22 protein-coding genes are annotated in these 10118 nt (G+C 43.9%); all 22 read left to right on the forward strand.

All coding sequences use genetic code 11. From position 1 onward, the window contains the following. The first annotated feature begins 32 nt into the window (after positions 1 to 32). The 22 genes from rplB (at position 33) to rpsD (ending at position 10111) form a co-directional block, all read left to right on the forward strand. Complete coding sequence (gene rplB / locus MGMO_RS09100; protein WP_023494761.1) at positions 33 to 854, forward strand: 50S ribosomal protein L2; 822 nt, start codon at positions 33 to 35, stop codon at positions 852 to 854. A gap of 18 nt (positions 855 to 872) precedes the next feature. Further along, positions 873 to 1145 carry a 30S ribosomal protein S19 gene (gene rpsS, locus MGMO_RS09105; protein ID WP_023494762.1) on the forward strand — a complete coding sequence of 91 codons (273 nt, stop codon included), beginning with the start codon at positions 873 to 875 and terminating at the stop codon, positions 1143 to 1145. 12 nt (positions 1146 to 1157) lie between these two features. Then, on the forward strand, positions 1158 to 1493 hold the full coding sequence (rplV, locus tag MGMO_RS09110; protein ID WP_023494763.1) for a 50S ribosomal protein L22: 336 nt from the start codon (positions 1158 to 1160) through the stop codon (positions 1491 to 1493). Positions 1494 to 1500: 7 nt separating this feature from the next. Further along, positions 1501 to 2172, forward strand: coding sequence for a 30S ribosomal protein S3 (rpsC, locus tag MGMO_RS09115; protein ID WP_023494764.1), 672 nt, complete (start codon positions 1501 to 1503; stop codon positions 2170 to 2172). A 15-nt stretch (positions 2173 to 2187) separates the two neighbouring features. Beyond that, complete coding sequence (gene rplP, locus MGMO_RS09120; protein ID WP_023494765.1) at positions 2188 to 2601, forward strand: 50S ribosomal protein L16; 414 nt, start codon at positions 2188 to 2190, stop codon at positions 2599 to 2601. Continuing rightward, the gene (rpmC, locus tag MGMO_RS09125) at positions 2601 to 2801 is read left to right on the forward strand and encodes a 50S ribosomal protein L29 (RefSeq protein WP_023494766.1); all 201 of its coding nucleotides are present in this window, start codon (positions 2601 to 2603) and stop codon (positions 2799 to 2801) included. Before rplP ends, rpmC begins: the two co-directional genes overlap by 1 nt. Then, the gene (gene rpsQ / locus MGMO_RS09130) at positions 2794 to 3057 is read left to right on the forward strand and encodes a 30S ribosomal protein S17 (protein ID WP_023494767.1); all 264 of its coding nucleotides are present in this window, start codon (positions 2794 to 2796) and stop codon (positions 3055 to 3057) included. Before rpmC ends, rpsQ begins: the two co-directional genes overlap by 8 nt. A gap of 34 nt (positions 3058 to 3091) precedes the next feature. Next, positions 3092 to 3460 (forward strand): 50S ribosomal protein L14, encoded by a 369-nt coding sequence (gene rplN, locus MGMO_RS09135; RefSeq protein ID WP_023494768.1) that lies wholly within the window; start codon positions 3092 to 3094, stop codon positions 3458 to 3460. A 9-nt stretch (positions 3461 to 3469) separates the two neighbouring features. Continuing rightward, on the forward strand, positions 3470 to 3787 hold the full coding sequence (gene rplX / locus MGMO_RS09140) for a 50S ribosomal protein L24 (RefSeq protein WP_023494769.1): 318 nt from the start codon (positions 3470 to 3472) through the stop codon (positions 3785 to 3787). 11 nt (positions 3788 to 3798) lie between these two features. Next, positions 3799 to 4338: a 50S ribosomal protein L5 gene (gene rplE / locus MGMO_RS09145; RefSeq protein ID WP_023494770.1), complete on the forward strand. Its 540-nt coding sequence runs from the start codon at positions 3799 to 3801 to the stop codon at positions 4336 to 4338. 9 nt (positions 4339 to 4347) lie between these two features. Continuing rightward, positions 4348 to 4653, forward strand: a complete 306-nt coding sequence (gene rpsN, locus MGMO_RS09150; RefSeq protein ID WP_023494771.1) for a 30S ribosomal protein S14 — start codon at positions 4348 to 4350, stop codon at positions 4651 to 4653. 28 nt (positions 4654 to 4681) lie between these two features. Then, on the forward strand, positions 4682 to 5077 hold the full coding sequence (gene rpsH, locus MGMO_RS09155) for a 30S ribosomal protein S8 (protein WP_023494772.1): 396 nt from the start codon (positions 4682 to 4684) through the stop codon (positions 5075 to 5077). 12 nt (positions 5078 to 5089) lie between these two features. After that, positions 5090 to 5623 (forward strand): 50S ribosomal protein L6, encoded by a 534-nt coding sequence (gene rplF / locus MGMO_RS09160; protein WP_023494773.1) that lies wholly within the window; start codon positions 5090 to 5092, stop codon positions 5621 to 5623. A 52-nt stretch (positions 5624 to 5675) separates the two neighbouring features. Beyond that, positions 5676 to 6029 carry a 50S ribosomal protein L18 gene (gene rplR, locus MGMO_RS09165; protein WP_023494774.1) on the forward strand — a complete coding sequence of 118 codons (354 nt, stop codon included), beginning with the start codon at positions 5676 to 5678 and terminating at the stop codon, positions 6027 to 6029. A 9-nt stretch (positions 6030 to 6038) separates the two neighbouring features. Then, the gene (rpsE, locus tag MGMO_RS09170; protein WP_023494775.1) at positions 6039 to 6545 is read left to right on the forward strand and encodes a 30S ribosomal protein S5; all 507 of its coding nucleotides are present in this window, start codon (positions 6039 to 6041) and stop codon (positions 6543 to 6545) included. A gap of 4 nt (positions 6546 to 6549) precedes the next feature. After that, the gene (gene rpmD, locus MGMO_RS09175) at positions 6550 to 6735 is read left to right on the forward strand and encodes a 50S ribosomal protein L30 (protein WP_023494776.1); all 186 of its coding nucleotides are present in this window, start codon (positions 6550 to 6552) and stop codon (positions 6733 to 6735) included. Beyond that, positions 6735 to 7169, forward strand: a complete 435-nt coding sequence (rplO, locus tag MGMO_RS09180) for a 50S ribosomal protein L15 (RefSeq protein ID WP_023494777.1) — start codon at positions 6735 to 6737, stop codon at positions 7167 to 7169. Before rpmD ends, rplO begins: the two co-directional genes overlap by 1 nt. Before the next feature lie 21 nt (positions 7170 to 7190). Further along, positions 7191 to 8495: a preprotein translocase subunit SecY gene (gene secY / locus MGMO_RS09185; RefSeq protein WP_036307343.1), complete on the forward strand. Its 1305-nt coding sequence runs from the start codon at positions 7191 to 7193 to the stop codon at positions 8493 to 8495. Between the two features lie 26 nt (positions 8496 to 8521). Continuing rightward, on the forward strand, positions 8522 to 8635 hold the full coding sequence (rpmJ, locus tag MGMO_RS18990) for a 50S ribosomal protein L36 (RefSeq protein WP_082458330.1): 114 nt from the start codon (positions 8522 to 8524) through the stop codon (positions 8633 to 8635). 77 nt (positions 8636 to 8712) lie between these two features. After that, on the forward strand, positions 8713 to 9069 hold the full coding sequence (rpsM, locus tag MGMO_RS09190) for a 30S ribosomal protein S13 (RefSeq protein ID WP_023494779.1): 357 nt from the start codon (positions 8713 to 8715) through the stop codon (positions 9067 to 9069). Positions 9070 to 9090: 21 nt separating this feature from the next. Further along, entirely contained in the window at positions 9091 to 9477 is a 387-nt protein-coding gene (gene rpsK / locus MGMO_RS09195; RefSeq protein ID WP_023494780.1) for a 30S ribosomal protein S11, read from the forward strand. A gap of 13 nt (positions 9478 to 9490) precedes the next feature. After that, positions 9491 to 10111 (forward strand): 30S ribosomal protein S4, encoded by a 621-nt coding sequence (gene rpsD, locus MGMO_RS09200; RefSeq protein WP_023494781.1) that lies wholly within the window; start codon positions 9491 to 9493, stop codon positions 10109 to 10111. Positions 10112 to 10118 lie beyond the last annotated feature (7 nt).

Raw genomic sequence — 10118 nt, forward strand, 5'->3', positions numbered from 1 at the left:
TAAGATAAAGAGACAATAGGAAACGGTACAAAATGGCTATTGTAAAGTCAAAACCGACATCACCAGGTTCGCGCTTTGTAGTGCGAGTCAAGAGCGAAGGTCTTCATAAAGGAAAGCCTTACGCGCCCTTGTTGAGTAAGCTCAGTAAAAGTGGTGGTCGGAATAACCAGGGTCGAATAACGACACGGCATGTAGGCGGTGGACACAAACAGCACTATCGAATGATCGACTTTAAGCGTAACAAATTCGATATACCTGCGGTTGTAGAACGTCTTGAGTATGACCCAAATAGGACGGCAAATATTGCCTTGATCTTATTTAAAGATGGTGAGCGCCGTTACATTATCGCGCCTAAAGGACTTGTGGTAGGTCAAGAACTTGTTTCGTCTGAAACCGTTCCGGTAAAGCCAGGTAATTGTATGCCATTGCGAAATGTACCAATGGGTACAGTCGTCCATTGCGTGGAGTTAAGGCCTGGCAAAGGCGCGCAGCTAGCCCGAAGTGCTGGAGCATCAGCACAATTGGTTGCGAGGGATGGTGCCCATGCGACGATACGGTTGCGCTCAGGCGAGATGCGGAAAGTCTTGGCGGATTGCCGCGCCGTGATTGGAGAGGTGTCAAATTCAGAACATAATTTGGCATCGTTAGGAAAAGCGGGAGCTACGCGTTGGCGAGGTGTCAGGCCAACAGTTCGAGGCGTTGTAATGAACCCTGTAGACCATCCGCACGGTGGTGGTGAAGGAAGAACGTCAGGAGGGCGTCATCCTGTCTCCCCTTGGGGAACGCCCACGAAGGGCTATAAAACTAGAAAAAACAAACGCACTGATAGCATGATTATCAGGCGCAGAAAATAAGATAAGAGAGGTATATCCGTGCCACGGTCAATTAAAAAAGGTCCATTCATCGATCATCATCTTCTAAAGAAAGTCGAAGATGCTGTTCATGCAAATAATCGCAAGCCGATTAAGACGTGGTCTAGAAGGTCGATGATTATCCCAGATATGTTGGGGTTGACGATAGCCGTTCACAATGGGCGGTTACATATACCCGTACTCGTCTCTGAAAACATGATAGGACATAAACTGGGCGAGTTTGCGCCGACCCGTACCTACAAAGGCCATGTGGCTGACAAGAAATCTAAATAAGGTTGTTGTGTAATGGAAGTTTCAGCGAAATTAAGTAATGCACCATTATCTGCCCAAAAAGCGCGGCTGGTTGGGGATTTGATCCGTGGCTTACCTGTAGAAAAAGCACTGAATACATTGAGATTTAGTTCAAAGAAAGGTGCGGCGATTGTCAAAAAAATTCTTGAGTCGGCTATAGCTAACGCCGAGCATAACGACAGTGCCGACATAGATGAATTAAAGGTGTCAACTGTATTTGTCAATGAAGCGGCAACCATGAAAAGATTTAAGGCAAGAGCTAAAGGACGTGCAAATCATATCCTTAAAAGAACCTGTCACATTACAATTAAAGTTTCGGAACACGGGTAGGCAGAAAATGGGACAAAAAGTACATCCAATCGGCATTCGACTTGGCATAGTAAAGGATTGGAACTCAAGATGGTATGCGAATAGCCATGATTACCCTTTGTTCCTGAATCAAGATTTGGAAGTCAGGCAATTCCTTAAAACAAAATTGGCACATGCTTCAGTAAGTCACATCCAAATTAACCGGCCAGCTAACAATGCCCATATCACAATCCATACCGCAAGGCCAGGGATTGTTATAGGCAAAAAAGGCGAAGATATAGATGTGCTGAGACAACAAATATCCAAAATGATTGGGGTGTCAGTGCAGCTGAATGTGGAAGAAATCAGGAAGCCGGAGCTTGATGCCTATTTGGTGGCAGAAGGTGTGGCGCAGCAACTCGAAAAACGAATTATGTATCGCAGGGCAATGAAACGTGCAGTAACAAATACTATGCGGCTTGGTGCGGAAGGCATAAAAATCATGGTTGGCGGACGTTTAAATGGTGCCGAGATCGCCCGTACCGAATGGTATCGGGAAGGTCGGGTGCCTTTGCATACCTTAAGGGCGGATATTGATTACGCTACTGCTGAAGCCAATACAACTTATGGAATTATTGGCATAAAAGTATGGATATTTAAAGGCGAAGTATTTGATATGGATACGCACAATGCCGCCATTAATTCTGATGCCAAGAAATAAGTAAAGAGAAGGGTCATGCTGCAACCAAAAAGAACAAAATTCCGTAAACAACACAAAGGTCGAAACAACGGTGTTGCCGTCCGTGGATCATCCGTCAGTTTTGGCGAATATGGCTTAAAATCCATTAGTCGTGGCAGGTTAACTGCCCGTCAAATCGAATCTGCCCGTCGGACAATTACACGGCACGTTAAACGTGGCGGCAAGATTTGGATACGTATATTTCCTGACAAGCCAATTACCAAAAAACCTTTAGAAGTACGTATGGGAAAAGGTAAAGGTAGTGTAGAATACTGGGTTGCACAAATTAGGCCCGGCACGATGTTATACGAGATACAAGGCGTTTCTGAAGAATTAGCTCGTGAGGCGTTTACCCTAGCTGCAGCTAAGCTGCCATTGAAAACTCTGTTCACAGCTCGGACGATAATGTAATGAAGGCGAAAGATTTACGTAAAAAAACCAAGGAAGAATTGGGTGCATTGCTTATCGAACTTTCCAAGGAAAGATTTAACTTAAAGATGCAAAAAGGCACAGGTCAGCTTTCTCGGCCGGATCAGGTCAAGAAAGTAAGGCGTGATATAGCGCGCGTCCACACCCTTATCACTGAAATGGCGAGATCGACACATGGTTGAAAATGAAGTCAAACTGCGGACAATAACCGGGAAGGTAGTCAGCAACAAAATGGACAAAACCGTAACGGTCTTGGTGGAGCGTGTGGTCAAGCATCCGGTTTATGGCAAGTATATTAAGCGTTCAACGAAATTGATGGCGCATGATGAACAAAACGTTTGCCAAGAAGGCGATCTGGTATCGATCACGTCATGTAGGCCGTTATCTAAACACAAGGCATTTAAATTGGTTGAAGTTTTGGAAAGTGCCAATCGGTAAGTGTTGCGGTTACACAGTTAAATAGGAAATAATCATGATTCAGATGCAAACTAACCTTGATGTTGCCGACAATAGCGGGGCAAAAAAGGTCATGTGTATCAAAGTATTAGGAGGGTCGCATAGACGGTATGCGGGCATTGGTGACATCATCAAGGTGAGCATAAAAGATGCTATTCCTCGTGGCAGGGTTAAAAAGGGCGAGGTTTACAATGCGCTGGTCGTTAGGACAGCCAAGGGCGTACGCAGGGCAGATGGTTCCGTTATCCGTTTTGATGGTAATGCTGCGGTCATCCTCAACAATAACTTGCAGCCGCTAGGTACCCGTATTTTTGGGCCAGTGACCCGTGAATTAAGGGGTGAGAAGTTTATGAAAATTATCTCGCTTGCTCCAGAAGTGTTATAGGGGACGCGCATGTTAAAGATTAAAAAAGGTGATGATGTTGTCGTTCGCACCGGAAAAGACAAGGGCAAAAGTGGCAGGGTAACGCAGATTTTGAAAGACAACAAAATCTTGGTCGAAGGTATTAATCAGGCCAAAAAAAGTCAAAAACCCAATCCAAATGCAGGGATAACGGGTGGAATTATCGCTAAAGATATGCCAATTGATGCCTCTAATGTTGGTATCTACAATCCTACAACCAAAAAAGCGGATCGTGTAGGGTTCAAGGTCTTGGAAGATGGCAAGAAAGTTCGGTATTTCAAGTCAACAAACGAAATTGTTGACGTTTAAGGTTTAGGATCATGGCTAGATTAGAGTCCGTTTATAAAGAAACAATTCTCCCAGAATTGGTAAAACAATTTTCCTACAAGTCTGTTATGCAGGCGCCACGGATCACCAAAATCACGCTTAATATGGGTGTGGGCGAAGCCGTTGCAGACAAGAAGACTTTGCAATCTGCTGTTGCCGATATGGAAAAAATTTCTGGGCAAAAGCCGGTGATTACCCTGGCAAGAAAATCCATCGCTGGTTTTAAAATCCGTGATGATATGCCAATAGGTTGCAAAGTGACTTTGCGTAGTCAAAGGATGTATGAATTCCTCGATAGGCTTATCAATATCTCTATACCAAGGATTCGTGATTTTAGGGGCTTAAGCCCAAAAAGTTTTGATGGTCGTGGCAATTATTCGATGGGCGTGAAAGAACAGATCATTTTCCCTGAAATTGATTATGACAAAATAGATGTGTTGCGTGGTATGGACATCACCATTACGACGACTGCGAAAACAAATGAAGAAGGGTTGGCGTTATTAAAGCTCTTTAACTTTCCGTTTAAGAATTGAGATTTAGATATGGCGAAAAAATCCATGATTGCCCGTGAAAACAAGCGCAAGAAATTGGCGTTAAAGTTTGATGTAAAACGTCAAGTATTAAGGGAAACCATAAGGTCTCCTAAGTCTTCATTTGAACAGAAAGAATCGGCACAACTGCAATTACAAAAGATGCCCAGAGATTCGAGTGCGGCTCGTATCAGGAATCGTTGCGGCCTGACAGGTCGTCCCCACGGATATTACCGGAAATTTGGTTTGAGCAGGAATAAGTTGCGGGAAGCGACCATGCGTGGTGATGTTCCTGGAATGGTTAAGGCCAGTTGGTAATGGGTACTAAAGGTTTGGAGACAAAACAATGAGCATGTCAGACCCTATAGCGGATATGTTGACTCGGATTAGAAATGGTCAATCTGCGGGTAAAAAATCGATACAACAGCCATCATCCAAAGTAAAGCTGTCTATCGCTAAGGTTTTGAAGGATGAAGGTTATATAACTGATTTTCGCGTCGAAACAGTGGGCAACCATAGTGAGATGATAATCGACCTTAAGTACCATAAAGGTACTCCAGTGATTGAAGAAATTAAAAGAATAAGTCGGCCTGGTTTGCGAATTTATAAGTCCAAAGATGAACTTCCAAAAGTGTTGGGCGGTTTGGGTATCGCTATCGTGTCTACTTCAAATGGCGTCATGACGGATAGGGCTGCAAGAGCCAAAGGTCATGGCGGTGAAATTATTTGTACAGTTTGTTAATGCAGGCGTTTTATGTCCAGAATTGCTAAGGCTCCCGTTACTATCCCGAAAGGTGTTGATGTCAAATTGACTGGCAACAATATGACTGTTAAAGGAAGTAAAGGTGAATTGTCATTCGATTTCAACCCGGCGGTTGGAATTACGGTTACTGATAATGTTATCCAGATGCAGTGGGATAAAGACAATAAGAACTCCGTAGCCCAAGCGGGAACGGCGCGAGCTATTGCCAACAGTATGGTAAGAGGTGTCTCTGATGGTTTTGAAAAGAAATTGACTCTAATTGGCGTTGGTTATAGGGCGCAAGCTAAAGGTAATGTGCTTAGTCTGTCTTTAGGTTATTCGCATCCGGTTGATTTTGACGTTCCGGCTGGAATTACAGTTGAAACGCCTTCCCAAACTGAAATTTTAGTTAAAGGCAGCGACAAGCAACAGGTTGGCCAAGTTGCCGCAAAAATTAGGGCTTATCGCCCGCCTGAGCCATACAAGGGCAAAGGCGTCAGGTATGCCGATGAGAATGTGGTGAAGAAAGAAGCCAAGAAAAAGTAGCGGCTTGAAATAGATAAGGTCGAAGTAGATTTAGTTTGAAATAGGTCAGTAAATGGACAAGAAAAACACCCGGTTAAAGCGTGCGACTAAATTGCGCTGCAAAATTAGGCAGCAAAAAGCAATTCGCCTATCTATACATAAGACAACGCAGCATATTTATGCGCAAGTCATTAGCGGGGATGGTACGACAACGCTAGCAAGCTCGTCCACTAACCAGTCAGAAATCAAAAGTGGATTGAAGAACACCGGTAATATTACTGCTGCTGCAGAAGTGGGTAAGTCTATCGCACAGAAAGCCATTGCAGCGGGTATTACGGAAGTTGCGTTTGATCGTTCTGGCTTTAAGTATCATGGTCGTGTTAAGGCTTTGGCAGATGCTGCCCGTGAAGCCGGATTAAAGTTTTAGGAGAATAAAATGTCTACAGCACCTGCACAAGGTAGTACAGATGGTTTGCAAGAAAAGCTGGTTAACGTAAGGCGTGTTGCCAAAGTGGTCAAAGGTGGTCGCGTATTTGGTTTTGCAGCCCTAACTGTGGTCGGAGATGGCGAAGGGCGTGTTGGTTACGGTGTCAGTAAAGCGCGTGAAGTGCCTATCGCTATCCAAAAGTCATTGGAACAAGCCCGTAAGAATATGCGTAAAGTCGCATTGAAAGGCGATACTTTACAATATCCGATTATGAACACAACGGGAGCGGCGAAAGTGTATATGCAGCCTGCATCGGAAGGTACCGGCATTATTGCCGGCGGTGCGATGCGTGCGGTGTTTGAAGTTGTCGGTGTGCATAATGTACTTGCTAAATGCATAGGTACAAACAACCCGATCAATGTGGTCAGGGCGACTATCAATGGCCTGACCGGAATGCATAACGCAAACCAAATAGCGGCGAAACGCGGTTTGACCGTTGAACAAATAATTGGATAGTGCAATGGCTGGTAATAAGTTAAGCGTCACGATGACGAAAAGCAAATTCGGAAGATTGCCCGTTCATCAAGAATGTCTAAAGGGTTTGGGTTTGAAGAGGATCAACCAGACTGTTGAAGTTCTTAATACACCAGAAAACCGGGGTATGATTAACAAGATATCCTATATGTTGCGAGTCGAGGAAAAATAATGTTTTTGAACACTATCCAAGCAAGCGAAGGGTCAAGAAAAAAAGCAAGACGAGTTGGCAGAGGTATTGGTTGCACTAAAGGCAAGACCTGTGGCAAAGGCCATAAAGGCCAAAAAGCCCGTAGTGGCGGGTTCCATAAAGTTGGTTTTGAAGGCGGTCAGATGCCTTTGCAACGACGTTTGCCTAAAATTGGCTTTATATCAAGATCAGCAAAATATTCTGCGGAAGTAAGGCTGGGTGAATTGGAAAAGCTGGGTTTGCATAGTGTTGATTTAGCCATATTGATCGAAAACAACATTGTCCCTGCCTTTACTCAAAAAGCGAAAGTCATTAAGTCTGGTGAAATAACCAGATCGGTTACGCTTAAGGGCATTAACGTGACAAGCGGTGCAAAGCTGGCAATTGAAGCGGCTGGTGGCAAGGTCGAGGTTTAAGTGAACACCCCAAAAACTGCGATGCCAACCTATAAATCAGGTGGTTTTTCTGAGTTACAGTCCAGGTTATTATTTGTATTTGGTGCATTTGTCGTTTATCGAATAGGTGCCCACATTCCTGTTCCTGGCATCGATCCAAAAGCGCTGCAAGTCATGTTTGAACAACAGAGTGGTTCCATTCTTGATATGTTCAACATGTTCTCCGGAGGTGCCTTGATGCGCTTAAGTCTTTTTGCGCTCGGAATTATGCCCTATATTTCTGCATCTATTATTATGCAGTTGATGACGGTCGTTATTCCAGCCATGGAGCAGCTAAAAAAAGAAGGCGAGTCTGGAAGAAAAAAGATTTCTCAGTATACGCGGTATGGAACAGTAGTGCTGGCGACATTCCAAGCGATAGGGATATCTTTGGCATTACAGAACCAAACGGCTGGTGGTTTGTCAGTGGTATTGGCTCCTGGTATTAGCTTTATTGTTGTGACGACTATCACTTTGGTGACCGGTACAATTTTCCTGATGTGGCTGGGTGAGCAAGTGACCGAGCGGGGCATAGGGAATGGTATTTCCTTAATTATTTTCGCAGGTATCGTTTCGGGCTTACCCAAAGCAGTAGGTGGAACTTTGGAACTAGCGCGCACTGGCGAAATGAACGGTGGGTTTATTATTCTCCTGTTTTTGATTGCGATATTGGTTACGGCTTTGGTTGTTTTTGTGGAGCGCGGTCAAAGGCGGATTACCATCAATTATCCAAAGCGGCAACAAGGTAGGAAAATGTATGCAGGGCAGACTAGTTTTTTACCCTTAAAGCTGAATATGGCGGGTGTAATTCCCCCGATTTTTGCTTCAAGTATTATATTGTTTCCTGCGACAATTGCCGGCTGGTTTGGTAACACTGAGGGTTTTACTTGGTTGCAAGATATCGCGACGATGTTGTCGCCAGGGCAGCCCGTGTATGTGTTGTTTTATGCCTCTGCTATTATTTTCTTTTGCTTTTTTTATACGGCATTGGTCTTTAATTCAAAAGAAACGGCGGAAAACCTTAAAAAATCAGGCGCTTTTTTGCCAGGTATTAGGCCCGGCATACAAACTAGTGCTTACATAGACAAGGTGATGACACGCTTGACTTTAATTGGCGCTATTTATATTACCTTAGTTTGCTTATTGCCTGAATTTCTGATCGTTTACTGGAATGTACCCTTTTATTTTGGCGGGACTTCTTTGTTAATTATTGTTGTTGTCGTGATGGATTTTATTTCACAGATGCAGACTCATGTCATGTCCCAGCAGTATGAAGGGCTGATGAAAAAAGCAAACTTGAAGAAATAAAACTAACTGAATAGTAGGAGTTGTTTGTGAAGGTACGTGCCTCAGTCAAAAAAATTTGCAGAAATTGCAAAGTCGTTAAGAGAAGTGGTGTTGTTAGGGTTATCTGCATAGATGGAAGACACAAACAACGGCAAGGATAGAAAGCAGTTGTTGCTGTAATAGAATAATAATGCTAAAATTTTCAGTTAACTTTAGATCCTATTCAATGGAGTACTAGATGGCACGTATTGCCGGGATAAACATACCAGAACATAAGCACGCGGTGATCGCACTCACCTCTATTTATGGTATTGGCCGTCAGACAGCAAGTGATATTTGTGGGAAAGTCGGCATATTGACATCCGTAAAGATAAAAGACCTAACTGAAGACCAGTTGGAGGCTATCCGGGGTGTTGTGTCTAAGATGACGGTTGAAGGCGATCTTCGTCGTGAAGTGTCCATGAATATCAAAAGGTTGATGGATCTTGGCTGCTATCGTGGCATTCGACATAGGCGTGGCTTGCCTTTAAGGGGGCAGCGCACCAGAACAAACGCTCGTACTCGCAAGGGTCCGCGGAAACCAATTAAAAAATAAGATAGCAATAAGGTTTGATTAATGGCAAGTCCAGCACGTACAAGAAAACGGGTAAAGAAAGAAGTTGCAGATGGCATTGTCCATGTCCATGCCTCTTTTAATAACACCATCATTACGATTACCGACAGAAAAGGTAATGCGCTTTCGTGGGCAACATCCGGGGGGTCAGGTTTTCGGGGCTCCAGGAAAAGCACCCCGTTTGCTGCCCAGGTTGCCGCTGAAAAGGCAGGTACAGTTGCATTAGAATTTGGCATGAAAAACCTTGATGTGCATATTAAAGGGCCGGGCCCAGGGCGAGAATCTGCAGTGCGTTCCTTAAATAATTTAGGTTTTAAAATTAATAACATCATAGATGTGACGCCCATTCCACATAATGGTTGCCGTCCACCTAAGAAACGCCGCGTGTAAAGGAGCTGTATAAATGGCAAGATATTTAGGCCCCACATGTAAATTAAGCAGAAGAGAAGGAACAGATCTTTTTCTAAAAAGCAGGGGCAAATCCTTAGAAGGAAAATGCAAGCTTGATCAAAGACCTGGGCAACACGGTACTAAACGTAACAGAAGCTCTGACTATGCGCTCCAGTTAAGGGCAAAACAGCGTTTGCGTCGGATCTATGGTATTCTGGAAAAGCAATTCAGGAATTATTATAAGTCTGCCGATATGAAAAAAGGGGCGACTGGTGAAAACCTGTTGAACTTGCTTGAGTCGCGGCTGGATAATCTTGTCTATCGTATGGGCTTTGCCGCCACTCGAGCAGAAGCTAGGCAGTTGGTCAGCCATAAATCTATACAAGTCAATGGTGCGTCGATCAATATACCCTCATACCAACTGTCAGTTGGTGATGTATTGTCAGTCAGGGAAAAATCCAAAAAGCAACAACGCATTATTGATGCTTTGGTTGTGGCTGAACAATATGGTTTTCCTACTTGGGTTGAAGTTGACTCAAAAAAGATGACGGGAACATTTAATTCTTTGCCGGATCGCGTTGATCTGGGTAGCGATATCAACGAACAGTTGGTCGTGGAATTATATTCAAAATAATTGCGGT

It is taken from the genome of Methyloglobulus morosus KoM1 (assembly GCF_000496735.2).
Lineage (GTDB): Bacteria > Pseudomonadota > Gammaproteobacteria > Methylococcales > Methylomonadaceae > Methyloglobulus > Methyloglobulus morosus.

Coding starts and splice junctions, on each gene's coding strand:
- rplO (WP_023494777.1), top strand. CDS start 6,735: ATGTTTTTGAACACTATCCAAGCAAGCGAAGGGTCAAGAAAAAAAGCA.
- rplR (WP_023494774.1), top strand. CDS start 5,676: ATGGACAAGAAAAACACCCGGTTAAAGCGTGCGACTAAATTGCGCTGC.
- rpsE (WP_023494775.1), top strand. CDS start 6,039: ATGTCTACAGCACCTGCACAAGGTAGTACAGATGGTTTGCAAGAAAAG.
- rpmD (WP_023494776.1), top strand. CDS start 6,550: ATGGCTGGTAATAAGTTAAGCGTCACGATGACGAAAAGCAAATTCGGA.
- secY (WP_036307343.1), top strand. CDS start 7,191: ATGCCAACCTATAAATCAGGTGGTTTTTCTGAGTTACAGTCCAGGTTA.
- rplX (WP_023494769.1), top strand. CDS start 3,470: ATGTTAAAGATTAAAAAAGGTGATGATGTTGTCGTTCGCACCGGAAAA.
- rplE (WP_023494770.1), top strand. CDS start 3,799: ATGGCTAGATTAGAGTCCGTTTATAAAGAAACAATTCTCCCAGAATTG.
- rpmC (WP_023494766.1), top strand. CDS start 2,601: ATGAAGGCGAAAGATTTACGTAAAAAAACCAAGGAAGAATTGGGTGCA.
- rplN (WP_023494768.1), top strand. CDS start 3,092: ATGATTCAGATGCAAACTAACCTTGATGTTGCCGACAATAGCGGGGCA.
- rpsM (WP_023494779.1), top strand. CDS start 8,713: ATGGCACGTATTGCCGGGATAAACATACCAGAACATAAGCACGCGGTG.
- rpsH (WP_023494772.1), top strand. CDS start 4,682: ATGAGCATGTCAGACCCTATAGCGGATATGTTGACTCGGATTAGAAAT.
- rplV (WP_023494763.1), top strand. CDS start 1,158: ATGGAAGTTTCAGCGAAATTAAGTAATGCACCATTATCTGCCCAAAAA.
- rpsN (WP_023494771.1), top strand. CDS start 4,348: ATGGCGAAAAAATCCATGATTGCCCGTGAAAACAAGCGCAAGAAATTG.
- rpsK (WP_023494780.1), top strand. CDS start 9,091: ATGGCAAGTCCAGCACGTACAAGAAAACGGGTAAAGAAAGAAGTTGCA.
- rpsC (WP_023494764.1), top strand. CDS start 1,501: ATGGGACAAAAAGTACATCCAATCGGCATTCGACTTGGCATAGTAAAG.
- rpsD (WP_023494781.1), top strand. CDS start 9,491: ATGGCAAGATATTTAGGCCCCACATGTAAATTAAGCAGAAGAGAAGGA.
- rplP (WP_023494765.1), top strand. CDS start 2,188: ATGCTGCAACCAAAAAGAACAAAATTCCGTAAACAACACAAAGGTCGA.
- rpsQ (WP_023494767.1), top strand. CDS start 2,794: ATGGTTGAAAATGAAGTCAAACTGCGGACAATAACCGGGAAGGTAGTC.
- rplB (WP_023494761.1), top strand. CDS start 33: ATGGCTATTGTAAAGTCAAAACCGACATCACCAGGTTCGCGCTTTGTA.
- rplF (WP_023494773.1), top strand. CDS start 5,090: ATGTCCAGAATTGCTAAGGCTCCCGTTACTATCCCGAAAGGTGTTGAT.